This is a genomic window from Streptomyces sp. NPDC026394 (assembly GCF_055567735.1).
On record NZ_JBVHPX010000010.1, the window covers coordinates 51,619 to 75,859 of the forward strand.

A 24,241-nucleotide genomic window follows, 5' to 3' on the forward strand; every position below is an offset into this window, starting at 1 on the left:
GCCGGGAGGCGGTCGCGCCGTGGACGCGCGCGAGGCCCCTCGATCCCGTGTGCCGCAAGGGGTTAAGGGGGTGGGTGGGGTTGCTCACAGGGGTGGTTCGGGGAGATCCGGGCCGGGCGGTCGGGGGCCTACGGGTTGGCGAGAACGGGGCCGGGGGCCGGCGAGACCGTAGCCCGGGGGCCGAGGGCCGGGGCCGGGGCCGGGGCCGGGGCCGGGGCCGGGGCCGGGGCCGGGGAGACCGTAGCCGGGGAGGTCGGCGAAGCCGGGGCAGGGGCCGCCGCGCCGGATCAGGGCCGGGCCGGGGCCGAAGCTCACGCCCGAACCGAACCTGGGCCGGACCCGGGGCCGAACCGCCCGCCATACGGGGTGAACGCTCACATCCCCCCACCGGGGGCCTACCCGGGCGTAGCCGCACCGAAGCCCGCGTCCCCGAACCTCCGTGAACCCGGCGGCGTCGCGGGTGTACGCAAGAGCCGGGTGAACCCATGCCAACGAAAGCCTCCCCCGGTCGCGGCCCGCACCCGCCACCCGCACATTGGAGTGCAGCGGGGCTTGCCGTGGAGGCGGGCCCGCGCTGTCCCGTACCGCCCCGCGCCGGGGGTCCGGCGTCGATGGGCACGTTGGAATGCCGAGGAGGCACCCGTATGGCCCCGGCCCGCCCCCGTCCGCGTGATCCGTTCCGTTCGTCCGAGCGGCCTCGCATCCTGGTGCTCAGGGCGCTCGGTCTCGGGGACCTGCTGACGGCGGTGCCCGCCCTGCGGGCCCTGCGCACCGCCCATCCGCTGCACGAGCTGGTGCTGGCGGCCCCCCGCCGTCTCGGCGAGGCCGCCGCGGCCACGGGCGTGGTCGACCGGCTCCTGCCCGCGTCGGCGCCCGCCCGCGGCGTGCCGCAGGTGATCGACTGGACCGGCCCGCCGCCTGCCGTCGCCGTCGACCTGCACGGCAACGGGCCCGCCAGCCACTTGCCGCTACAGGCGCTGCGCCCGGCGCGGCTGCTCGCGTACGCGCATCCGGCCACCCCGCGGATCGCGGGCCCGGTCTGGCGCGAGGACGAGCACGAGCGCAGCCGCTGGTGCCGTCTGCTGACCTGGTACGGGATTCCGGCGGACCCGGAGGATCTGCGCATCGGGGCGCCCTCGGAGCCCTCCCCCGCGCCCGGCGCTGTCGTGGTGCACCCGGGGGCGGACGCCGGGGCGCGCCGCTGGCCGCCGGAACGGTTCGCCGCGGTGGCGCACGCCCTGCACCGGGCGGGGCGCCGGGTGATCGTCACCGCGGGTGCCGGCGAGGGCCCGCTCGCCCGGCAGGTCGCCGCGCAGGCGGGGCTGCCGCCGTCGGCCGTGCTGGGGGGCGCGGCGGACGTGCCGTTCGGGGAGCTGGCGGCGCTGGTCGCCGGGGCCCGTGCGGTGATCGTGGGCGACACCGGGCTCGCGCACCTGGCCAGCGCCCTCGGCACGCCGTCCGTGGTGCTCTTCGGCCCGGTGGCGCCGCGGCTGTGGGGCCCGCCCCGGACGCCCCGGCACCAGGTGCTGTGGCACCCGGGCCACCTGGACCGGGCGCGCCCCGGCGACGCGCACGGCGATCAGCCGGACGGGCGGCTGCTCCGGATCACCGCGGCGGAGGTGCTGAGGGCCGTGGCGCGGCTGCCCGAGCCCGTCCGGGTTCCGGAGCGGCCGGTCGCGGCGCCGGTGCTGTGAGGGTGCCGGGAGCGCGGAGCGCCGCCGGGGCTTCCGTGCGGGCGGCGCTGTGACCGGAGGCCGCCTGCCGCGGGTCCTGCTCACCGGCTGGTTCAGCTTTCTGCACGGCGAGGTGACGGCCGGCGACATGCTCGCGGCCGAGGCCGTGCAGGCCGCGCTGGACGGTGCCGGGGTCGCGTACGACACGGCCTGGTCGCCGGCGTTCCGGCCGGGCGCGCTGCATCTGGACGGCGCCGATCCCGCCCGGTACACCGATCTCGTCTTCGCCTGCGGCCCGGTGCACTCCCGTCCCCCGCCGGACGGCGGGCCGAGTCCGCTGCTCGCGCTGCACGACCGGTTCGCGGGGTGCCGCCGGGTGGCCGTCGGCGTGTCCGTACCCGACCCGGACGATCCGGCGGTGACCCGCTTCGACGACGTCCTGCCCCGCGACGCCGCCGGGCAGCCGGCCGGGGCGCGGGATCTGAGCCTGCGGGCTCCGGCGGCGTCCGGTCTTCCGCTCGTCGGCGTCGTCCTGACCGGCGGGCAGCACGAGTACGGCGCCCGCCGCCGGCACCGCGAGGTCGGCGCCGTGCTGACGGACTGGCTGGTCACCGTCGAGGCGGCGCGCCTGCCGATGGACACCCGCCTGGACGCGCGTGACTGGCGGCTGCCCGCGACGCCGGACGAACTGCACGCCGTACTGGCCCGGCTGGACGTGGTGGTGACCACCCGGCTGCACGGCATGGTCCTGGCACTGCGGGCGGGCACGCCGGCGCTCGCCGTGGACCCCGTCGAGGGCGGCGCGAAGGTGAGTGCCCAGGCGGCGGCGCTGGACTGGCCCGCGGTGCTGCGCTGCGAGCAGGCCGGCGCGGCCGAGTTGGACCGGCTGCTGGCCTGGTGCCTGTCGGAGCGGGGCCGGGCCCGGGCGGCGCGGTACACGGTCCGGCCGGACGGCGGCGGGCTGCTCGACGGGCTGCTGCGGTGCCTGGCCCAGCCGTACGGGTGACTGTGGGGCGGCCGTCGTCCCCGGGGCTCGCCGGGGAAGTGCGCTGCTCCGTACGTGGTGTCGCCGGTCGCCGGGGGGCCTGCGGCCCGGAGGCGGCCGGCCGGGTAGCGGGAGCTGCCGGGAGAGCGACTTTTCACCATAAGACATGTCGTAGAGGGTCGCAGTGTCGCCTAGCGTGACGTTTTTCCTGAAGCAGGCGAGGCACCCGATTCGGGGCAAACCCCTAGCTGAGGGAGTCCCATGAACGCCGCTCTTTCCCGGAACTGGAAACACGCCGTGGTGACCGGCGGCGCGGGTTTCGTCGGTTCGCACCTGTGCACCGCACTGCTGGCCCAGGGCGCCTCCGTCACCTGCGTCGACGACCTGAGCACCGGAACAGCGGAGAACATCGCCCAGCTACGGGGGATATCCGGGTTCACGTTCGTGGAGGCCGACGTCACCGAGCCGTTCCGGATCAACCGCGAAGTGGACCTCGTCCTGCACTTCGCCTCCCCGGCCTCCCCCGCCGACTACCTGCGGCTGCCCCTGCACACGCTGGACACCGGCAGCCTCGGGACGCGCAACGCGCTCGCCGTGGCGCGGGCGCACGGGGCGCGGTTCGTCCTCGCGTCGACCTCCGAGGTCTACGGCGACCCGCAGCAGCATCCGCAGAGCGAGACCTACTGGGGCAACGTCAACCCGGTCGGCCCGCGCAGCGTGTACGACGAGGCGAAACGTTTCGGGGAAGCGCTGACCACGGCCGAGGCGAACACCCACGGCACCGACACCGGCATCGTGCGGCTGTTCAACACCTACGGGCCGCGGATGCGGGGCCACGACGGCCGCGCCGTGCCGACGTTCATCCGGCAGGCGCTGGCCGGGGAGCCGCTCACCGTCACCGGGGACGGGCTGCAGACCCGCTCGCTGTGCCATGTGGACGACACCGTCCGGGGCATCCTCGCGGCGGCCGCCTCCGACCTGCGCGGACCGGTCAACCTGGGTAACCCGGTCGAGATCACCATGCTCGAACTCGCCCGGCTGATCACCGAACTGGCCGGCTCCCGCTCCCCGGTCCGGTACATCGAGCGGCCCACCGACGACCCCGCGGTCCGCTGCCCCGACATCACGATGGCCCGCGGCAAGCTCCAGTGGGAGCCCGAAGTGGCGCACCGGGACGGCCTGGCGCGCACCGTCGCGTGGTTCCGCAAGCGGCAAGGGGCCTGACACCGCCTCCGGTTCCGGCCGTCCCGGGGCCGGAGCCCGCGGCGTGCGGCCGTCCCGGCCGAGACCGGGCGGCGGGCCGGGCGCCGTCCATCCCGACGAAAGGCCAGCGAAACCCCATGCGCATTCTCGGCATCAACGCGCTCTTCCACGACCCCGCCGCCGCTCTCGTCGTCGACGGGCAGACCGTGGCCGCCGCCGAAGAGGAACGCTTCTCCCGACGTAAGCACGGCAAGCGGCCGGTGCCCTTCTCCGCCTGGGAGACGCCCGACCAGGCCGCCGCCTGGTGCCTGGCCACGGCCGGCCTGCGCCCGGAGGACCTGGACGCGGTGGCGTACTCCTTCGACCCCCGGCTCGCCCGGCCCGCCGACCAGATGGGCCTGGACGACCCCTGGGACCACCTGCGCCTGACGTACGCGCGCGAGGCCCCTGGGTTCCTCAAGACCGCGCTGCCGGGGCTCGACCCGCAGCGGGTGCGCTACGTACCGCACCACATGGCACACGCCGCGTCCGCCGCGTTCGGCGCGCCGGACGCCGACAGCTCCTCGGTGCTCGTGCTCGACGGCCGCGGCGAGGCGACCTCGCACCTGGCCGCGCAGCGCGTCCAGGGCAAGCTGGAGCCGCTGTACGGGCAGGAGCTGCCGCACTCGCTCGGCCTGGTCTACGAGGAGCTGACCGCGCACCTCGGATTCCTGCGCTCCTGCGACGAGTTCAAGGTGATGGCGCTCGCCTCGTACGGCACCCCGCGGATGCTGCCCGAACTGCGCCGCTACGTGTACCCCACCGGCGACGGCGGCTTCCACGCCGCGCACGTGCCGTGGAGCGACCTGTGCGTGCCGCGCCACCCGGACGAGCCGTGGAGCCAGGCGCACGCCGACCTCGCGGCCAGCGCCCAGCTCGTCCTGGAGGAGACCCTGCTGGACCTGGCCCGCTGGCTGCACGGCCGTACGCACGACAGCGTGCTGACGCTGGCCGGCGGGGTGGCGCTGAACTGCGTGGCCAACGCCCGGATCGCGCGCGAGGGGCCGTTCGCCCGGGTGTGGGTGCAGCCCGCGGCCGGTGACGCCGGGACCGCGCTCGGCGGCGCGCTGCTGCTGAGTGCCCAGGGCGGCGAGGAGCCCGCGCCGATGCCCGGCGCCGACCTCGGCCGCGGCTGGTCCGACACGGAGCTGGAAGCGTGGCTGCGGACCGCCGCCGTGCCCTTCGAGCGGCCGGCGGACATCGCCGCGACCGTCGCCGAGGCGCTGGCGGAGAACGCCATCGTGGCCTGGTTCCAGGGGCGTTCGGAGTACGGTCCGCGGGCGCTCGGCCACCGCTCCCTGATGGCGCACCCCGGGCACTCCGCGAACCTGGAACGGCTCAACGACGTCAAGGGCCGTGAGCAGTTCCGGCCGGTCGCGCCGATGGTGCTCGCCGACCGGGCGGGCCGGATCTTCGACGGCCAGCTGCCCAGCCCGTACATGCTGTTCGTGCACGACGTGGCCAAGGAGTGGCGGGAGCGCATCCCGGCCGTGGTGCACGTGGACGGCACCGCCCGCATCCAGACGGTGGACCCGGCCGACGAGCCGCTGGTGGCCCGGATGCTGGCCGAGTTCGAGCGGCGTACGGGGCTGCCCGTCGTCGTCAACACGAGTCTGAACACCGCGGGCCGCCCGATGGTCGACGACCCGCGGGACGCGCTGGAGTGCTTCGGTTCCACCCCCGTCGACCTGCTGGCCATCGGCCCGTTCGCGGTACGGCGGGACGCGTTCTTCGCCGCCGGGAACCGGTCGGCGCACCGTGCCGGGGTGCTGTCCTTCCCGGCCGGGATCGAGGAGGAGCTGGCGCCCGCCGCGTACGACCGGCTGGCGCGGCCCGTGGAGGCACCGGTCGCGGGCAGCGGTGAGGGGGCGGTCCGATGACCTCGCCGACCGCCGCCGACCACACGGTGGTGATCCCCACCCTCGGGCGGCCCAGCCTGACGGCGTGCCTGCGGGCGCTGGCCGAAGCCGAGGGCCCGCCGCCGCTCCAGGTGGTGCTGGTGGACGACCGGCCGCTGGACGACTGCACCCCGCTGCCGGCCGAGATCCCCGAGGCGCTCCGCGACCGTACGAAGGTCGTGCCGGGCTGCGCGCGGGGGCCCGCGGCAGCCCGCAACACCGGCTGGCGGGCGGCGGACGCGACACCGTGGGTGGTCTTCCTCGACGACGACGTGGTGCCCGGCCCCACCTGGGGCACGGACCTGGCCGCCGATCTCGCCGCCGCGTCACCGCGGACGGCCGGGATCACCGCGCGGATCGCCGTACCGGTGCCGCCGGAGCGCCGGTCCACGGACTGGGAGCGCAACACCGCCGGACTGGCCACCGCCAAGTGGATCACCGCGGACATGGCGTACCGGCGGGACGCGCTGGAGTCCGTCGACGGCTTCGACGAGCGGTTCCGGCGCGCCTTCCGGGAGGACGCCGACCTGGCGCTGCGGGTCCTGGCGGCCGGCTGGACGCTGGCGGCCGGCACCCGCCGCACCACGCATCCGGTGCGGCCCGCCGACCGCTGGGTCTCCGTGCGGCTCCAGGCGGGCAACGCCGACGACGTCCTGATGACCCGTAAGCACGGCCGGGACTGGTGGCACCACGCGGACGCGCCGCGCGGCCGGCTGCCGTGGCACCTGGCGGTGACGGCGGCGGCCGGGGCCTCGCTGGCCTGTGCCGCGGCCGGGCGGCGCCGGGCGGCGCTGGCGCTGGCCGGGGTGTGGCTGGGCGGGACGGCGGAGTTCGCGTGGGCGCGGATCGCACCGGGGCCCCGTACCCGGGACGAGGTGGTCACGATGGCGGTGACCAGCGCGCTCATCCCGTCGGCGGCCGCCGGGCACTGGCTGCGCGGGCTGGTGCGGCACCGCCGGGTGGCGCCGCTGGGTGTCCGGCCGGCGCCCGTCGCGCCGCTGGCCGAGCCGCAGCCGGTTCCGGAGCGGGTGTAACCCGTGGGCGCGGACAGTGAGCAGGGGGCCACGGCAGTCGCTGCCCCGGTGGCGGGCCGCGAGGAGCCCGGGCGTCTGTGGCTGTACGCGCCGGGGCGGAGTGCTCCGGCGCGGGTGCCGGTACCGGTGCTCGCGGGGCGGCAGCGGCCAGGCGCCGCGGGCCCGTTGGAGGCTGTGCTCTTCGACCGGGACGGGACGCTGGTGGCCGACGTGCCGTACAACGGTGACCCGGCGCTGGTCGAGCCGATGCCCGGAGCGCGCGCGGCGCTGGACGCCGTACGGGCGCGTGGTCTGGCGGTGGGCGTGGTGAGCAACCAGTCCGGCGTCGCACGCGGCCTGCTGAGCAGCGCGCAGGTCGCGGCCGTACGGGAGGAAGTCGAGGACCGGCTCGGGCCGTTCGGCGTCTGGGCGGTGTGCCCGCACGGGCCCGGTGACGGCTGCGGCTGCCGCAAGCCCGCGCCCGGACTGATCCTCGCGGCCTGCGCGTCCCTCGGTGTCTCCCCCGCGCGGGCCGCCGTGGTCGGCGACATCGGCGCCGATGTGGACGCGGCGCGGGCCGCCGGCGCGCGCGGGGTGCTCGTGCCGACGCCGGTGACGCGCTCGGAGGAGGTCGCGGCGGCGCCGGAGTACGCCGGTGATCTGCCGGGTGCCGTACGCCTGTTGCTGTGCGGCCCGGGTGACGGGGAGGGCGCCGTATGAGCACGGCCCCGCGCACCCTCGTCGTGCGGCTGGACAGCGCGGGCGATGTGCTGCTGGCCGGTCCGGCGGTACGCGCCGTGGCGGCGGGCTCCTCGTACACGGCGCTGCTGTGCGGCCCGACGGGCGAGCGTGCGGCGCGGCTGCTGCCCGGCGTGGACGAGGTGATCGTGCACGACGCGCCGTGGGTGGGGCTGCGGCCCGGGCCGGTGGACCGGCAGGCCACGGAGGCGCTGGTGGACACCCTCGCGGCGGGCCGGTTCGACCGGGCTCTGGTGCTCGTGTCGTACCACCAGAGCCCGTTGCCCGCGGCGCTGCTGCTCAAGCTGGCCGGGATCGGCTGGATCGCGGCGGACAGCGTGGACTATCCCGGTGCCCTCCTGGACCTGCGGCACCACCGCAAGCCGGAGCGGCACGAGGCCGAGGCCGCGCTGGACCTGGCGCGGGACGCCGGGTTCGCCCTGCCGCCGGACGACGACGGCGCCCTGGGCGTCCTCCCGCCGCCCGACACCACGCCGCTGACCGGCGGCGACCCGTACGTGGTGCTGCACCCGGGAGCCGCCGTGCCGGCCCGCGCCTGGAGCGCGGCGCGGGCGACGCGGGCGGCGGGCGCGCTGAGCGCGGCGGGGCACCGGGTGATCGTCACCGGCGGCCCCGGCGAACGGGACCTGACCGCCGCCGTCGCGGGCGGCCACGCGCTGGACCTCGGCGGGCGCACCGACGCCCACCAGCTCGCCGGGGTACTGGCCCGCGCGCGGGCGGTGGTCGTCGGCAACACCGGTCCCGCGCACCTGGCCGCGGCCGTGGGGACGCCGGTCGTCTGCCTGTTCGCGCCGGTGGTCCCCGCGCTGCTGTGGGCGCCGTACAGGGTGCCGCACGTCCTGCTCGGCGACCAGGAGGCGCCGTGCGCGGGCAGCCGCGCCCGGCGGTGCCCGGTGCCCGGCCACCCCTGTCTCGACACGGTCAGCGACACCGCGCTGCTCGCGGCCGTGTCCCGGCTGACCGGCCCCGGCCGGCCGCCGGCATCGCCCGCGGCCGGGCCCGCCCGGTCCGCGACCGACACCGAACGAGGTGCGACTGTATGAACATCCTGCTCTGGCATGTCCACGGGTCCTGGACGACCGCGTTCGTCCAGGGACCGCACACCTACCTGGTGCCGGTCACCCCGGACCGCGGTCCCGACGGGCTGGGCCGGGCCCGTACCTTCCCCTGGCCCGACTCGGTGGTCGAGAAGACCCCGGCCGAGCTGCGGCACGCCCCCGTCGACCTGGTCGTCCTGCAACGGCCGCACGAGGCCGGGCTGGCGGAGCGCTGGCTGAGCGGGCGCCGCCCCGGCCGTGACGTGCCCGCCGTCTACCTGGAGCACAACGCGCCGGACGGCGACGTGCCGCACACCCGCCACCCGTGCGCCGACCGCGACGACCTGGTCCTGGTGCACGTCACCCACTTCAACCGGCTGTTCTGGGACAGCGGCGGCACCCGTACGGAAGTCATCGAGCACGGCATCGTCGACCCCGGCCACCAGTACACCGGCCGGCTCGCGCGGGCCGCCGTCGTCACCAACGAGCCGGTCCGCCGCGGCCGTACGGTCGGCACCGACCTGTTGCCCGCACTGGCCGAAGCCGCCCCGCTGGACGTCTTCGGCATGCGCACCGAAGGGCTCGCCGCACACCTCGGCCTGCCCCCGGACCGCTGCCGCACGGCCGACCTCCCGCAGGCCGAACTGCACGAGGCGATGGCGCAGCGCCGCTTCTACCTGCACCCGGTGCGCTGGACCTCGCTCGGCCTGTCGCTCCTGGAGGCCATGCACCTGGGGATGCCGGTGGTGGCCCTCGCCACCACCGAGGCCGCCGAGGCGGTGCTGCCCGGCACCGGCACGCTCTCCAACCGGCCCGAGACCCTGGCCCGGGCCGCCCGGACGTACCTGGAGGACCCCGACGCGGCGGCCGAGGACGGCGCGCGGGCCCGCCAGGCGGCGCTGGAGCGGTACGGGCTGAAGCGCTTCCTGCACGACTGGGAACGCGTCCTCACGGAGGTGTCCGCATGACTTCGCCCGGCACCGTCCCGCGCCTGTCCGTCGCGCTCGTGTCCGAGCACGCCAGTCCGCTGGCGGTCCTCGGCGGCGTCGACGCGGGCGGCCAGAACGTCCATGTCGCGCGCCTGGCCGGCGCGCTGGCCGACCGGGGGCACCGGGTGACCGTGTACACCCGGCGCGACTCCCCCGAACCGCCGGACGAGGTCGTGCTGCGGCCCGGCGTACGGGTCCGGCACGTCCCCGCCGGGCCGCCGCGGCACGTGCCCAAGGACGCGCTGCTGCCGTACATGCCGGCGTTCGGCGACCATCTCGCCGGACAGTGGCGGGTACGGGCGCCGGACGTGGTCCACTCGCACTTCTGGATGTCCGGCCTGGCCGCGCTGCGGGCGACCCGTGAACTGGGACTGCCGCTGGCCCACACGTACCACGCCCTGGGCACCGTCAAGCGGCGCCATCAGCAGGGCTCCGACACCAGCCCGCGCTCCCGCGTCACCGACGAGACCGCGATCGGCGAGGGCTGCCACCGGGTGATCGCCACCTGCCGGGACGAGGTCACCGAACTGGGCCGGATGGGCATCACGGAGAGCAAGATCGACGTGGTGCCGTGCGGGGTCGACACGGCGCGCTTCACCCCCGACGGGCCGGCCGCCGACCACGGCACGCGGCGCCCGCTGCTCCTCCAGCTCGGCCGGCTCGTCCCGCGCAAGGGCGCCGAGGTGTCCATCGCCGCGCTGGCCCGGCTGCCCGAGGCCCGGCTCGTCATCGCCGGGGGGCCGCCCGCGGACCGGGTGGACCAGGACCCCGAGGTACGGCGGCTGCGCGGACTGGCCCGCGCCGCCGGGGTCGCGGACCGGGTGAGCTTCACCGGCGGCGTGCGGTGCGAGGACGTACCGCAACTGCTGCGCGCCGCCGACGTGGTGCTGTGCCCGGCGGACTACGAGCCGTTCGGCATCGTGCCGCTGGAGGCCATGGCCTGCGGCACACCGGTCGTGGCCACCGCCGTCGGCGGCCAGCTGGACACCGTGTCCGACCCGGACTGCGGGCGGCTGGTACCGCCCCGCGATCCGGCCGCGCTGGCCCGCGCCGTCGGCGAACTGCTCCTGGACGGCGCGGTACGGGCCGCCTGCGGCGCCGCCGGCCGCCGCCGGGTACTGGCCCGGTACGGCTGGGAACAGGTCGCGGCCGGCACCGAAGCCGTCTACCTCGGTGTCCTGAGCCCGCGGCCCGCCGCCGTCACCGAGGTGGTGTGACCACCGGCCGCGCGCCCCGCCGTTCGACCGGCCCGGCACCGCGTCCGTCCCCCGGGCTGTCCCTCGTCGCCGTCCGACGCCCTGTCCCCGCCGCAGACGTACGAAGGAGGTGCGGGCCCCAGCGCCACCGGCGCCCCGGGAGCCCGACGACCATGAGCCAACCCCTTGACGCCGCACACCGCCACTGCCAGTCGCTCCAGGACGCGGTGCGCACCTTGCGCCGGAACAGCCTGCGCCGGCTGGCCGAGTGGGGCACCCACCTCGGCGCCGTACTGCCCGTCGGCGGCCGGCTGCTCGCCGCCGGCAACGGCGGCAGCGCCGCCCAGGCCCAGCACCTGACGGCCGAACTCGTCGGCCGCTACCAGCAGGACCGGCCCGCCTACTCCGCCATCGCGCTGCACGCCGAGACCTCCAGCGTCACCGCCATCGGCAACGACTACGGCTTCGACCAGGTCTTCGCCCGGCAGGTCGCCGCGCACGGCCGCCCCGGCGACGTCCTCCTGCTGCTGTCCACCTCCGGCCGCAGCGACAACCTGCTGGCCGCCGCCGAGACCGCGCGGGACGCCGAGCTACGGGTCTGGGCACTGACCGGCCCCCGGCCCAACCCGCTGGCCGACGCCGCCGACGAAGCGGTGTGCGTGGACTCCCCGAGCAGCGCGACCGTCCAGGAGGCGCACCTGATCGCGGTGCACATCCTGTGCGAGCACTTCGACGCCGTCGGTGGCGCGCCCCGGCCCGCGCAGGGCACGGCGGTCGTCCCGCTGGAAGCCGCGGTGGCGGACCGGGACGGCGCGCTGTGAACGCCCGCCGTGGCGACGCGCCCGGGAGGCGGTCATGAGGAACCGTCGGCCTCTGGTGGTCGTGGGCGACGTCCTCCTCGACCGGGACATCGACGGTGACGCCTCGCGCCTGGCGCCGGACGCGCCCGCACCCGTCGTGGACGTCACCGACGACCGCAGCCGGCCGGGCGGCGCCGGCCTCGCCGCCGCGCTCGCCGCGCGGTCCGGGCGCGACGTGGTCCTGGTGACCGCGCTGGGCCCGGACCCGGCGAGCGAGGCGGTACGGCGCGCCCTGCGCGGGACCGTACGCCTGGTGGAGCTCCCCCTCGACGGCGGGCTCCCCGAGAAGACGCGGGTGATGGCCTCCGGCCGCCCCCTGGTGCGGTTCGACCGCGGCGGCGGACGTCCGGGCGAGCCCGGCCCCGCGGTGCGCGAGACGCTCGCCGGGGCCCGCGCCGTCCTGGTCGCCGACTACGGGCGCGGTACCGCGGCGGCGGTCCACGGACTGCTCGCCGAGGTGGCGCACCGGGTCCCGCTGCTGTGGGACCCGCACCCCAAGGGCGGCACGCCCGTACCGGGCGCGCGGCTGGTCACGCCCAACGCGTCCGAGGCCCGTGCCCTGACCTCCGGCGAGGACCGGTCGCTGCGCGCCTGCGCCGTACGGGGCGCCCAACTGGCCGCCGAATGGCGGGCCGCGGCCGTCGCGGTGACGCTCGGCGTACGCGGCGCGCTGCTGGCCAGGGCGGGCAGCGACTCGCCGATGCTGGTGCCCGCGCCGTACCGGGCCGACGGCGACCCCTGCGGGGCGGGCGACTGCTTCGCCGCCACGGCGGCCGCCGCGCTGGCCGACGGCGCGCTGCCCGAGGAGGCCGTACAACGGGCCGTCGCCGAGGCCGCCGCCTTCGTCGCGGCGGGCGGCGCGGGCAACCGCGCCCTGTGGCGCACCGCTCCGCCGCCGGACCGGCCGGCCCCGGAGCGGCCCGCCGACCCGTTCGAGCTGGCCCGGTCCGTGCAGGCCAGGGGCGGGACGGTGGTCGCCACCGGCGGCTGCTTCGACCTGCTGCACGCCGGGCACGTCGGTCTGCTGGAGAGCGCCCGGCGGATCGGTGACTGCCTCATCGTCTGCGTCAACTCCGACGCGTCCGTCACCCGCCTCAAGGGCCCGGGGCGGCCGCTCACCCGGGCGGCGGACCGCACCCGCGTGCTGGCCGGGCTGGGCAGCGTCGACGCCGTCGCGGTGTTCGAGGAGGACTCCCCCGTCGAACTGCTGCGGCGGCTGCGGCCCGACGTGTGGGTCAAGGGCGGCGACTACTCCGTGGACGCACTCCCGGAGGCGGCCACCCTGCGGGAGTGGGGCGGCCAGGCGCTCGTCCTGCCCTACCTGGACGGCAGGTCGACGACCGCGCTGGCCCGGCGGGCGGCCCGCGCCGCCGCGCCGGGCCCGGGGTACCGGTCGTGACCGCCCCGGCGGCAGGACTGCCGGCCACCCGCACCGTGCCGGACGGCCGACGTGCCCCCGAGGCCCCGCGCGTGGGCATCGTCATGATCACCAGGAACCGCCGCGAGCGCCTGCTCGGCACGCTGGAACGGGTGACGCGGCTGCCCGAAGCACCTCCCGTCGTGGTCGTGGACAACGACTCGTCGGACGGCACCGCCGACGCCGTCCGCGCGCGCTTCCCCGCCGTGCGGGTCCTCACCCCCGGCCGCAACCTCGGCGCGGTCGGCCGTACGTACGGTGCCGCCGCCCTCGACACACCGCTCGTCGCGTTCAGCGACGACGACTCCTGGTGGGAACCCGGCGCCCTGGCCCGCGCCGCCGAGGTGTTCGCGGCGCACCCCCGGCTGGGACTGGCCGCCGCCAGCACCCTCGTCGGTACGGACGCCGCCGACCCGCTCAACGCGGTCCTCGCCGCCTCCCCGCTCGGCCGCGAACCCGACCTGCCGGGACCGTCCGTCCTCGGCTTCCTGGGCTGCGCCGCCGTCGCCCGCCGGGACGCCTTCCTGGAAGCCGGCGGCTACCACCCCGTACTCCACTTCGGCGCCGAGGAAACCCTGCTGGCCATGGACCTCGAAGCGCGCGGCTGGGGCGTCGCCTACTGCCCCGCCCTCGTCGCCCGGCACGAACCCGACGGCGCGGGCGGCGCCCCCCGCCACGGCCGCACCGCCCGCGTACGCCGAAACGCCCTGCTCACCGCCTGGCTGCGCCGCCCGCTCCGGCACGCCCTCGCACACACGCTGCGCCTGGCACTGGACGGCCGTACGGACCCGGAGGCACGCCTGGCCCTGAGCGAGGCGGTACGCCGCCTCCCGGCCGCACTGGCACGCCGACGGCTGCTGCCGGGGCTGGTGGAACGCCGGGTGCGGACGCTGGAGCTGACGCCGTGACCAGGGAACTTCGTCTGCCCGACCGCGGGCGCGGGGCCGTGAGCGGGGGTGGGGGCCGGGGCGGGGGCGCGTCGCCATGAGCGAGGACGGCGGGGGCGTCACCATGGCCGAGATCCTGGGGCGTCCCGCCATGGCCGAGGCCCTGGGCCGCGTCGCCATAGTGAAGGTCGGCAACTGTGTCGCCATGGCCGAGGACCCGGACTACTTCACCGCAGCCGAGGACTTCGGCCGTCCCGCCGTGGCCGAGGAGGGCAGCCGCACCGCCATGGCCACGGACGGCAGCCACACCGCCACTACCGAGGACCCGAGCCGCACCGCCAGGACCGAACGGCAGCCACACCGCCATCGCCACGGACGCCGACCGCCCCGCCATAGCCCAGGCTCCGAGCCGCACCGCCACGGCCAAGGACGGCAACTGTGTCGCCATGGCCGAGGACCCGGACCGCTTCACCGCAGCCGAGGGCCCGGGCCGCACCGCCAGCCCCGAGGACGCCGACCGCGTCCGGCGCCGCGCAGCCCCCGGCACGCCGGCCCGCCGGTGTACTCGCCGTGCACCGGTCCACCGGACGAACTCCCCGCGCCACGCACCGGAACGCCGGTGCCGGGCGTGACCGCACCGACCCGAGGAAACCTCCCGTGACCGATCCGCGCACCACCGTCATCGTCATCACCCGCAACCGCAGCGACGATCTGCTGCACACCCTCGACCGGCTCGCCGAACTGCCGGAGAAGCCGCCCGTCGTCGTGGTGGACAACGGTTCCACGGACGGCACCGCGTCCGCCGTCCGCCGCCATCCCCTCGCGCCGCGGCTCATCCCGCTGAAGCACAACACCGGGGCGGTGGGCCGCAATCTGGCCGCGCGGGTGGCGGCCACGCCGTACCTCGCGTTCTGCGACGACGACTCGTGGTGGGAGCCCGGCGCCCTGGCCGGGGCCGCCGACCTGCTGGACGCGTACGGGCGGCTGGGCGCGGTGACCGCGCGCATCATGGTCCATCCGCACCCGGACGCGCCGGAGGCGGGCGCCGCGCCCGGCACCGGTCCGGGCGAACCCGTCGAGGACCCGATCGTCCAGGAGCTGCGGCACTCCCCGCTGCCCGCCCCTTCCTGGCTGCCGGGCCCGGCGCTCGGCTCGTTCCTCGCGGCGGCCACGGTGCTGCGCGCCGACGCCTTCCGGGCGGCGGGCGGCTTCTCGCCCCGGCTGGTCCTGGGCGGCGAGGAGGAGCTGCTCGCCGCGGACCTGGCGGCCGACGGCTGGTGGCTGGTGTATGCCGACCGGCTCACCGTCCACCACCGGGCGTCGCCGCACCGCGACGCGACCCTGCGCCGGCGCCAGGGCATCCGCAACACCCTGTGGTTCACCTGGCTGCGCAGGCCGCTGCCGGCCGCCGTGCGCCGGACGGGCGTGCTCGCCTCGACGGTGCCCCGGGACGCGGTCTCCGTACGGGCGTTCGCCGAGGCCGCCGGCGGTCTGCCGTGGGTGCTGCGGGAACGGCGCCCGCTGCCGCGGGAGGTGGAGAGCCGGCTGCGGCTGCTGGAGGCGCCGCAGCGGGAGTCGACGGCGCGGCGGTACTGCGGGTGAGACGTTCCCGGCCGGGGACAGCGCGACGCCGGCCGTCGTGCCCCGTGGGGGCGAGCGCGACGGCCGGCGTCCGGAGCCGAACGGGCGGTGAGGCTACTTCTCGCCGACCTTCAGCAGCTTGTTGGGCGTCCCCTCGCTCGGGTTCTTGATCTTGTCGGGCGTGGCGCCGTCGGTCAGCGCGGTGGCGACCGCGTCCGGCTTGGCGTCCTGGTGGCCGCTCAGGTAGACCGCGGCGGCGCCCGCGACGTGCGGGGTGGCCATGGACGTACCGGAGATGGTCTTGGTGCCCTGGTCGCTGTCGTTCCAGGCCGAGGTGATGTCCGAACCGGGCGCGTAGAGGTCCACCGCGCTGCCGAAGTTGGAGAAGTCGGACTGCTCGTCGGTGTTGGTGCTGGAGGCGACCGTGATGGCCTCCTTGACCCGCGCCGGGGAGCCCTGGCCCGCGTCGGTGGACTCGTTGCCCGCCGCCACGGCGAAGGTGACGCCGGAGGCGACCGCCTTCTGGACCGCCGCGTCCAGCGCCTCGTCGGCGCCGCCGCCCAGCGACATGTTCGCCACCGAGGGGCCCTTGTGGTTCTTGGTCACCCAGTCGATGCCCGCGACAACCTGCTCGGTGGAGCCGGAGCCCTGGTCGTCCAGCACCCGGACGGCCACGATCTTGGCCTTCTTGGCGACGCCGTGCGCCTTGCCGGCGATGGTGCCCGCGACGTGGGTGCCGTGGCCGTTGCCGTCGGTGGCGTCGTTGTCGCCGTCGATCGCGTCGAAGCCGGAGGAGGCCCGGCCCTCGAAGTCCTGGTGCGTGGTGCGGACACCGGTGTCGATGACGTACGCGGTGACGCCCTCACCCGCGCTGTCGGGGTAGGTGTACTTCTTGTCGCCCTGGGTGTCGGCCTGGTCGATGCGGTCCAGGCCCCACGACGGCGGGTTGTCCTGGGCGCCGTCGATGTGGAACTTCTTGTTCTGCACGACCTTGTCGACGGCCGGGTCGGCGGCCAGGCGACGGGCCTCCTCGGCGCTGAGGCCGGTGGCGGAGAAACCGTTCAGCGCGGCGGAGTAGGTCCGCTTGACCTCGCCGCCGTACTTGCCGGCCAGATCCTTGTTCTGTTCAGCCTGCACCCCGGCACTGCGCACCGTGTTCTCAGGGTTCTTCAGCATGACGATGTAGCTGCCGCTGACGGCGCCCTTGGCCTCGGCGCCGTAGATCTTGCCCTCGGCGGGCGAAGCGCCCGCGGTGACCGCGGTGACCGTGGCGATACCGGTCGCGGCGACCACGGCGGTTATCGCGGTGACGAGCCGCTTCTTGCTGGAACGCTTGTGAGCGTGAGCCATTCGAGGGTTCTCCTCGTTCGGGAAGTGTGGGGGGAAAGCGTTGCGCAACAGCCCGGACGGACAAGAAGATCTCCGCCGGGCTGGCTCGAAACCCTGTCGGATTGACGAGGTCAATTCAAGGCCGCCCGGGCGTTGTGAGATAGGCAACAAGCCTGCGTAATTGCAAACGACCACAGAAGGGGGCAAAGGTGCACCACGACCACCCGACAGTACGTCAACTTCGTTTACACAGCGGCAATATGACGCAGGTCAGATGCGATGCGAGCATCGAAGTTACCGGCAGTACGGAGTGTGGCACCCCGAATGCGGGAAAACCCGCCACTACAGGGAACAGACGGGCAGTCACCCCCGCCCCCTCTCCGCTTCTTCACAGCTCAACAATCCCCGGTCGGCGCGGCTTCAATCCCCGGCATAACACTTCCGAGGCGTGGCGTCGCTCACTCGCGACCACGCCCCGGCCGAACCCGCCTTGCACGCACCGCAATTCCCCCGGCACAGCGGGCGACAGGGCGGCCGTGCGCCACCCCGGCTTTTCGTCGCCCTTATTGGGAATGCGCCGATATTCCGTCACAGAACGCCCGTCGGGCCTGTTCAGCGCTGATACCGCGCCAGCACCAGATTGCCGTCGCGGACCAGACGCTCGCGCAGTTCGTCCAGGTCGACGGCGCCGCTGTAGTACTCCTGGAAGGCCGGTGTCGCGATCTTGTCCTTCCACTCCGGATAGCCCCGCACGGACTGCGCGGGGGCGGCGCGCAAGGTACCGGCCAGCGCGGTGCCCGTCGACCATCCATGGCGGTCCGTGTGGAGTTCGGGGGCCCGCAGCGCCTCCCGGCCGGTCGGCAGCATCCAGTCGCCGAGGGCGAGCCGCACCATGTTGGGCGGTCTCAGCAGGAAGTCGACAAAGGCCATCGCCTCCTCCTTACGGGGACAGTCCGCCGCGATCGACAGGGTCTGCGGGCTGACGCCCTGGTCCCCGCCGCCGGCACCACCGGGCGCGGGCAGCACCGTCCACGCGAACTCCTTCGGGGCCTGCTGCACGATCTGCTGCCGGTAGGAGAAGCCGAGCGGCAGGATCGCGTACCGGCCGGCGAAGAAGCCGGGGAGCGTGTCGGCGCCGCCCATGCCCAGCGTCGTACGGGCCGCGCTGCGGGCGACGTTGACCTGGTCGTGGATGGCGCGCGGCACCACCTGGTCGGCGGCGTCGAACCGTACCTCGGCCCTGCCGTCCGGGCGGCGCCGGAAGATCCGGCCGCCGGTGGACAGGGCCAGGTTGAGCGTGACGGACACCGGCTCCTTCAGCGGCCAGGCGACGCCGTACCCGCCGCCACCCGTCAGCTTCTTCGCCACCTCCCCGAACTCCTCCCACGTCCACGGCTCGCGCGTGGTCGGCACCCGTACGCCGGAACGCCGCAGCCGCACCTGGTCGGCGATCAGGACGCGGGGCTCCTGAAGGAAGGGGATGCCGTACACCCGGCCGCCGAAGGTGCCCGACTCCCAGCTCCGCGGCGGGATGTCGTCCCGCAGGCGCCGGGGCAGCAGGCCGGTCAGGTCGGCGAGGTGGCCGCCGTAGGCGAAGTCGGCGAGGTCGTCGGAGGCGTCGTGGATGATGTCCGGTGCCTCGCCGCCCTCGAAGGAGGTGAGCAACTGGTCGTGGACGGTGGGCCAGGCCCCCTGGACGTACTGGACGGGGATGTCCGGATGCCGGCGGTTCCACTCCGCGACCAGTTGCCTGTTGGCGTCGACGGACTCCTTCTGCCAGGCCAGCGACTGGAAGCGGAGTACGCCCCGGTCGCCGCCACGGCCTCCGCCGCCCGAGCAGCCGGGCAGCAGGGCAGCGGCGGGCACGGCCGCGGCGGCGAGCACGGTACGGCGGCGCGGGCTGCCGGGAGCGGCCATCAGTGCTTCACCGCCCCGGCCAGCATGCCGCCGGTGAGCCGGCGCTGGATGACGGCGAAGAGCACCAGGCCGGGCAGCGTGGCGAGCAGGGCCGCCGCGGCGAGCGGGCCGAGGTCGGCGACGCCCTCGGCCCCGAGGAAGTGGGTCAGGACGACCGGCATCGTCTGCTTCTCCGGCGATTTGAGCAGGACGAGCGCGAAGAAGAACTCGTTCCACGCGGTGATGAAGGCGAACAGGCCGGTGGCGACGATGCCGGGCGTCAACAGCGGTCCGGTGACCGAGACCAGGATGCGCAGCCGGCCCGCGCCGTCCACCGCCGCGGCCTCCTCCAGCTCCGGCGGTACGGCCCGGACGTAGCCGGTCAGCATCCACAGCGCGAACGGCAGCGACCACACCACGTACACAAGAACGAGTCCGGCCCGGGAGTCGACCAGATGGAGGTTCTTCAGGACGAGGAAGAGCGGGATGATCACCAGGACCAGCGGGAACGCCTGGCTGACCACGACCCAGCCGGTCGCCGCCCGCGCGAAGCGGGTGCGGCGGCGCGCGAGGACGTACGCCATGGGCGTCGCCAGGACGATTGCCACCAGCGCCGAGACCGCGGCCGCGAGCAGGCTGTTGCCGGCCGCCTGGAGCAGCGGCTGCTCGTCGAAGGCGGTACGGAAGTTGTCCAGCGTCGGCACCCGGGGGATCCAGGTGGGGTGGATGCTGCCCAGCTCGCGGGGCGGCTTGAAGGCGGTGGAGACCAGCCACAGGAAGGGGAAGGCGAGGAAGGCGAGGTAGCAGAGGAGGGCGAGGTACTGACCGGCCCGGCCGAGGCTGCGCCGGGTGGCCGGGCGGCGCGGGGTGGCCGGGGTACGCCGAGTGGCCGGTCGGCGCCGGGTGGCCGGGGTGCGCCAGGTGGCCGGGGGACGCCCGGCCGGTGAGGACTTCCGGAGCGCTGTCACTGTTCCTCCTCACCCTCCCCCCTCAGCCGCCGGGAGAGGTAGACGGCCAGCAGGACCGCGATCAGCGCGACCATCGCCAGCCCCATCGCGGCGGCGTAACCGAACTGCCCGTACCGGAACGCCTCCTCGTACGCGAACAGCATCGGCAGCCGGGTGCGGCCGCCCGGGCCGCCGTCGGTCAGCACGAAGACCAGCGCGAAGGAGTTGAAGTTCCAGATGAAGTTGAGCGCCGAGACGGCCAGCGCGACCGGCTTGATCGCGGGCCAGGTGACCGTACGGAACCGGCGCCAGGCTCCGGCACCGTCCACCGCGGCGGCCTCGTGCAGTTCACGGGGGACGTTCTGGAGTCCGGCGAGAAGGGTGACCGTGGTCTGCGGCATCCCCGCCCAGACGCCCACGACGATCACGGCGAGCAGGGCGGTGGCCGTGCCGCTCAGCCAGTCCCGGCCCTCGTCCGGGCCCAGTCCGAAGCTGCGCAGCGTCTCGTTCAGCACGCCCGCGTCCGGGTGGTAGACCAGCCGCCACATGATGCCCACCACGACCTCGGGCATCGCCCACGGGATGATCGCCAGCGCGCGGGCCAGCCAGCGCAGCCGCAGCTCCTGGCCGAGCAGCAGCGCCAGCCCGAGGGCGAGGAAGAACTGCGGGACCGTGACGCCCAGCGCCCACACCAGCCCGACCCGGAACGAGTCCCAGAACAGGGTGTCCTGGAGCAGGTCGGAGAAGTTGAGCAGGCCGACCCACCGGGTGGCCTGGGTACGCCCCGACTGCGCGTCGGTGAACGCCAGCCCGATGCCGTACAGCAGCGGGCCCACACTCAGCACCAGGATCGGGATCAGCGCGGGCAGTATCAGGAACCAGGTCCCGTGCCCGCGCCCCGGCACGGACCGGCCCCCGGTCCGCAGCACCGGCCCCGCACCCGTCCCTCTCGTACGCCCCTGCCCCTGTACGGGACCGTCTCGACCCAACGCGACTCCCCGCATCCGCACACCCAGGACGGCTGTGACCACCAGGAACAGGCCGCGCGTCCCCGGACGGAACGGGCCGGACGGCCGCCGTCATCGTCGTGACGCCACCCGACGCAGTCAAGCACCCCACCAGAACTCCGTCTCCCCGTCCCCCTTCTCCCCCACCTCCCCTCCCGCCTCTCCTGCTTCCTTCCGCCCCTCCTCTTCCCCCCGCCCTCCCCGCCCCTCCCCTTCCCCTCTCCCCGATCCGGTCCTCCCGGCTCCTTCGCCCGGGGACCTGCGAGACTGATACCGATCACGCACCGCAGGAGGCGCCCCGATGACCGCACCGAGCACCACTCCGTTCACGGAGGCGCACGCCCGGGACGTCCTGGCCGCGGCCGGCCGGCCCGACGTCGCCGCCGACGCCCGGCTGCTCTCGCTCGGCGAGAACGCGGTGTTCGCCACGGGCGGCAACGGTCCGGTCGTACGGGTCGGGCGCAGCGCCGAACTGCTGGAGCGCGCCGAACGGGAGCTGCGCGTCGCCGTGTGGCTGGCTGACCAGGGCGTACCGGCCGTGCGCGCGGCCGAGCCGACGGCCCGTCTGGTGAACGGGCACCCGGTCACCTTCTGGGAGCGGCTGCCCGACCCCGTACGCCCCGCCGAACCGGCCGACCTGGCCGCCCTGCTGCGGCTGGTGCACGCGCTGCCGGAACCGCCGTTCGCCCTCCCCCGACGGGAACTGCTCGGCGGTGTGGAGCGCTGGCTGCGGCTGGCCGGCGACGCGGTCTCGGCGCGGGACGCCGAGTACCTGCGGGGCCGCCGCGACGCGTTCGCCGCTGCCGCCACCGCGCTGGAACCGCATCTGCCGCGCGGTCCGGTCCACGGTGACGCGCTGACCCGCAACGTTCATGTGGGCCCCGACGGCCCGGTGCTCGTGGATCTCGAAACCTTCTCCTCCGATCTGCGGGAACACGATCTGGTCGTGATGGCGCTCAGCCGCGACCGCTACGGCCTGCCCGCCGCGGCGTACGACACCTTCGTGCGGATCTACGGCTGGGACGTCCGGGACTGGGAGGGCTGCGCGGTGCTGCGCGGCTCACGGGAGACGGCAAGCTGTGCCTGGGTCTCCCAGCACGCTCCCGGCACCCCCGCCGCCCTCAAGGAGTTCCGCCGCCGCATCGCGTCCCTGCGCGAGGGCGACACCACCGTCCGCTGGTACCCCTTCTGAAGCGGCCCTCCCCTGCCGCCCTTCTCCTGCCCCCCTGTCTCTTCCTCTCCCCCTCTACGCGCTACCGCGCGCGGCCGAAGCCTGCCCTTGTCCCTGCTCCCGCCCCTGCCCGGGCAGATCCAGCTCCAGTTCCTCGGGGCGCTCCCGTGCCCGCTGGTACGGAATGAGCGGCCAGGCCGCCTCGACTATCGCCCCCGGGTCACCGGAGCGGCGCAGATACTTCTGGAACGACGCGGCCTGCTCGGCAGCCGCCTCCTCCTGGAGGGCGTGCAGCGCGGCGAGCGCCGTCCCGGCCACCGCGGGATGCCGCTCGCCGATCCGGCGCGCCACACCGGCCGCGGCCACCGCGTCCGCGCCCGCTTCGTGCGCCGCCTCCAACGGGACGCCGTAGTGCCGGCAGAGGGCCTGGAGGGTCCGCTTGCCCTTGCGGTAGCGGTCCACGTGCTTGTCCAGCACCAACGGGTCGATGACCGGGGCGGGCGGCCGGCCGAGCCGCTCGGCCGGGGTCGGCAGGCCGTAGCGTCGGCACTCGCGGTCCAGCAGCGAGAGGTCGTAGCGCGCGTTCATCACCACGAGCGGGAGGCCCGCCTCCAGCGCCGCGGCGAGCGCGGTGGCGATCTGCTCGACGCCCTCCGCCGCCGCCTGGCCGTGCGCCCGCACATGAGCGGTCGTCATCCCGTGTATGGCCGCCGCCTCCTCGGGCACCGGCACGCCGGGGTCGAGCAGCCAGGTGTTCCGCAGCGCCTCCCGGCCGTCCGCGTCCAGCCTTATCAGCGCGGCGGTGACGATGCGGTCCCGCTCGACGTCCGTGCCGGTGGTCTCCAAGTCGAAACTGACGAGCAGCCCTTGATGCCAGCCCATGACGGCCTCCTTCGGTGTTGCTTCCCCCGTGTTCCCCTACTCTCCCACGCGACACTGACAACGCCCCGGCTCCCGCCCGCTTCCCGGCGGCCGGGCGCCCCGGCGGGCCGTCCCCTCACGACACCGGCCGCGAGTCCGCCCACACGTTCTCGAACTCCTCCCGGTACGTCTCGAAGAGGCCGCGGTCGTCGTCCCGGTCCGGATCCTGGCGCAGTACCTCGCGGCCGCCGCCGCGCAGGACGAGGACCGGTGACTCCATGCCCCGGCTCCGCCGGAGGTACGGCTGGACGACGGCCACCCCGTCCGGACCGTCCCCGTCCACCAGATAGGCGGTGAAGCGGGGCGTCTCGTCGAAGACCTGGATCTCGAAGGCGCCGGGGTCGTGCAGCCGGGACCGTACCCGCCGCATGTGCAGGATGTTCATCTCGATGGAGCGGCTCATCTCGCCCTTCTTCAGTCCCAGTTCCCGCTCGCGGCGGCGGACCGCGCTGCTGGCGGGGTTGAGGAAGAGGAGCCGGACCCGGCAGCCGGACTCCGCGAGGCGGACCATGCGGCGCCCGGAGTAGTTCTGTACGAGGAGGTTGAGGCCGATGCCGATGGCGTCCAGGCGCCGGGCACCGCCGAAGAGGTCCTCGGCAGGCAGCTGCCGCTGGAGACGCACCCGGTCGGTGTGGACGCCGACGACGTCCGCGTACCGGTCGCCGACGAGGTCCTCCACGGCGTCGATGGGCAGCCGCCCGGCGGTGCGGGTGCCGATGCCGGAGCCCAGTATCTCCAGCAGCCGGGCGGAGGCCCTCTCCGCCTGGGCGAGGACGGTACCGGTCAGGGCGCGGTTGCGGGAGACGATGTTGCGGGCCACCTCCAGCTCGTCGAGGGCCAGCTCCACCACCCGCCGGTCGTCGAAGTACGGCTCGAAGCAGGGCCAGTGCTGGACCATCAGCTCGCGAAGCTGCGGCAGGGTCAGGAAGCTGAGGATGTTGTCGTCGGCGGGGTCGAGCAGATATCCCTTGCGGCGGCTGACCTCGCGGACCGCGACCGCCCGCTGGACCCACTCCTGGCCGGTGGGACCGGCCGCGGCGATGACCCATTCGTCGCCGTGCACGGGTTCGTAGACGGGCAGCAGCACGGCCGCCACGACGGCCCGCAACCGCTGTTCGACGAGGTTCAGCCAGATGTAGGCGCGCCCGGCCCGCCGGGCGCGGGTGCGCACCTCGCTCCAGGCTTCGGCGCCCCAGTCCAGCTCCGCGCCGATCTCCATCGGCCGGGCCAGGGACACCGCCCCGGGCGGGGCGTCGACGGAGCCGCCCTCGTGTCCCTCGTGACTGTCCTGGCCGTCATGGCCGTCGTCACCAGGGGGCAACTCCAGCCCGCCCGAGCTCACCTGCGCACCGCCTTCCGAACCCCCGTGCCAACGATCAAGGCAGACTACTGCGGGTCCGGGAGGCGGTGCAGCAGGATGGATCGAGTCCCCG

20 protein-coding genes are annotated in these 24,241 nt (G+C 75.3%); 14 read left to right on the forward strand and 6 right to left on the reverse strand.

The window, feature by feature from the left end; translation table 11 throughout:
* Positions 1-644 precede the first annotated feature (644 nt).
* The 13 genes from ACZ4QV_RS23180 to ACZ4QV_RS23240 all read left to right on the forward strand — a co-directional run bounded on the left by ACZ4QV_RS23180 (position 645) and on the right by ACZ4QV_RS23240 (position 15,558).
* The gene (locus tag ACZ4QV_RS23180) at positions 645-1,694 is read left to right on the forward strand and encodes a glycosyltransferase family 9 protein (protein WP_361151558.1); all 1,050 of its coding nucleotides are present in this window, start codon (positions 645-647) and stop codon (positions 1,692-1,694) included.
* A gap of 127 nt (positions 1,695-1,821) precedes the next feature.
* A complete protein-coding gene (locus ACZ4QV_RS23185; RefSeq protein ID WP_467763400.1) occupies positions 1,822-2,679 on the forward strand; it encodes a polysaccharide pyruvyl transferase family protein in 858 nt (285 codons plus the stop codon).
* A 240-nt stretch (positions 2,680-2,919) separates the two neighbouring features.
* Positions 2,920-3,882: a UDP-glucuronic acid decarboxylase family protein gene (locus tag ACZ4QV_RS23190; protein ID WP_361151555.1), complete on the forward strand. Its 963-nt coding sequence runs from the start codon at positions 2,920-2,922 to the stop codon at positions 3,880-3,882.
* 116 nt (positions 3,883-3,998) lie between these two features.
* Positions 3,999-5,780: a carbamoyltransferase family protein gene (locus ACZ4QV_RS23195; protein WP_361151553.1), complete on the forward strand. Its 1,782-nt coding sequence runs from the start codon at positions 3,999-4,001 to the stop codon at positions 5,778-5,780.
* Complete coding sequence (locus ACZ4QV_RS23200) at positions 5,777-6,832, forward strand: glycosyltransferase family 2 protein (RefSeq protein WP_467763360.1); 1,056 nt, start codon at positions 5,777-5,779, stop codon at positions 6,830-6,832. Before ACZ4QV_RS23195 ends, ACZ4QV_RS23200 begins: the two co-directional genes overlap by 4 nt.
* Positions 6,833-6,835: 3 nt before the next feature.
* Positions 6,836-7,531: a D-glycero-alpha-D-manno-heptose-1,7-bisphosphate 7-phosphatase gene (locus ACZ4QV_RS23205; protein WP_467763361.1), complete on the forward strand. Its 696-nt coding sequence runs from the start codon at positions 6,836-6,838 to the stop codon at positions 7,529-7,531.
* Positions 7,528-8,613, forward strand: coding sequence for a glycosyltransferase family 9 protein (locus ACZ4QV_RS23210; protein ID WP_361583308.1), 1,086 nt, complete (start codon positions 7,528-7,530; stop codon positions 8,611-8,613). Before ACZ4QV_RS23205 ends, ACZ4QV_RS23210 begins: the two co-directional genes overlap by 4 nt.
* Positions 8,610-9,575: a glycosyltransferase gene (locus ACZ4QV_RS23215; RefSeq protein ID WP_467763362.1), complete on the forward strand. Its 966-nt coding sequence runs from the start codon at positions 8,610-8,612 to the stop codon at positions 9,573-9,575. The genes ACZ4QV_RS23210 and ACZ4QV_RS23215 overlap by 4 nt, the downstream gene beginning before the upstream one ends.
* Positions 9,572-10,813 (forward strand): glycosyltransferase, encoded by a 1,242-nt coding sequence (locus ACZ4QV_RS23220; protein ID WP_361617446.1) that lies wholly within the window; start codon positions 9,572-9,574, stop codon positions 10,811-10,813. Before ACZ4QV_RS23215 ends, ACZ4QV_RS23220 begins: the two co-directional genes overlap by 4 nt.
* A gap of 152 nt (positions 10,814-10,965) precedes the next feature.
* Positions 10,966-11,613: a D-sedoheptulose-7-phosphate isomerase gene (locus ACZ4QV_RS23225; protein WP_361151541.1), complete on the forward strand. Its 648-nt coding sequence runs from the start codon at positions 10,966-10,968 to the stop codon at positions 11,611-11,613.
* Positions 11,614-11,647: 34 nt separating this feature from the next.
* Entirely contained in the window at positions 11,648-13,051 is a 1,404-nt protein-coding gene (gene rfaE2 / locus ACZ4QV_RS23230) for a D-glycero-beta-D-manno-heptose 1-phosphate adenylyltransferase (protein ID WP_361583303.1), read from the forward strand.
* Positions 13,048-13,977 (forward strand): glycosyltransferase family 2 protein, encoded by a 930-nt coding sequence (locus ACZ4QV_RS23235; protein ID WP_467763363.1) that lies wholly within the window; start codon positions 13,048-13,050, stop codon positions 13,975-13,977. The genes rfaE2 and ACZ4QV_RS23235 overlap by 4 nt, the downstream gene beginning before the upstream one ends.
* A 636-nt stretch (positions 13,978-14,613) precedes the next feature.
* Positions 14,614-15,558, forward strand: a complete 945-nt coding sequence (locus ACZ4QV_RS23240; protein ID WP_361151530.1) for a glycosyltransferase family 2 protein — start codon at positions 14,614-14,616, stop codon at positions 15,556-15,558.
* A 93-nt stretch (positions 15,559-15,651) separates the two neighbouring features.
* On the opposite strand, the gene ACZ4QV_RS23245 is transcribed toward ACZ4QV_RS23240, so the two are convergent.
* The 4 genes from ACZ4QV_RS23245 to ACZ4QV_RS23260 form a co-directional block, all read right to left on the reverse strand.
* Positions 15,652-16,887, reverse strand: coding sequence for a S8 family peptidase (locus ACZ4QV_RS23245; RefSeq protein WP_361151528.1), 1,236 nt, complete (start codon positions 16,885-16,887; stop codon positions 15,652-15,654).
* A 591-nt stretch (positions 16,888-17,478) separates the two neighbouring features.
* Entirely contained in the window at positions 17,479-18,783 is a 1,305-nt protein-coding gene (locus ACZ4QV_RS23250) for an ABC transporter substrate-binding protein (RefSeq protein ID WP_467763364.1), read from the reverse strand.
* Positions 18,783-19,730 carry a carbohydrate ABC transporter permease gene (locus tag ACZ4QV_RS23255; protein ID WP_361151523.1) on the reverse strand — a complete coding sequence of 316 codons (948 nt, stop codon included), beginning with the start codon at positions 19,728-19,730 and terminating at the stop codon, positions 18,783-18,785. The genes ACZ4QV_RS23250 and ACZ4QV_RS23255 overlap by 1 nt, the downstream gene beginning before the upstream one ends.
* Entirely contained in the window at positions 19,727-20,713 is a 987-nt protein-coding gene (locus ACZ4QV_RS23260) for a carbohydrate ABC transporter permease (protein WP_467763401.1), read from the reverse strand. The genes ACZ4QV_RS23255 and ACZ4QV_RS23260 overlap by 4 nt, the downstream gene beginning before the upstream one ends.
* A gap of 304 nt (positions 20,714-21,017) precedes the next feature.
* Here ACZ4QV_RS23260 and ACZ4QV_RS23265 point away from each other — a divergent pair, with 304 nt between their 5' ends.
* Positions 21,018-21,908, forward strand: a complete 891-nt coding sequence (locus tag ACZ4QV_RS23265; RefSeq protein WP_467763365.1) for an aminoglycoside phosphotransferase family protein — start codon at positions 21,018-21,020, stop codon at positions 21,906-21,908.
* Positions 21,909-21,962: 54 nt separating this feature from the next.
* On the opposite strand, the gene ACZ4QV_RS23270 is transcribed toward ACZ4QV_RS23265, so the two are convergent.
* Both ACZ4QV_RS23270 and ACZ4QV_RS23275 read right to left on the reverse strand, forming a co-directional pair.
* Positions 21,963-22,769: an exonuclease domain-containing protein gene (locus ACZ4QV_RS23270; RefSeq protein WP_361583292.1), complete on the reverse strand. Its 807-nt coding sequence runs from the start codon at positions 22,767-22,769 to the stop codon at positions 21,963-21,965.
* A gap of 115 nt (positions 22,770-22,884) precedes the next feature.
* The gene (locus tag ACZ4QV_RS23275; RefSeq protein WP_467763366.1) at positions 22,885-24,150 is read right to left on the reverse strand and encodes an SAV2148 family HEPN domain-containing protein; all 1,266 of its coding nucleotides are present in this window, start codon (positions 24,148-24,150) and stop codon (positions 22,885-22,887) included.
* Positions 24,151-24,241 lie beyond the last annotated feature (91 nt).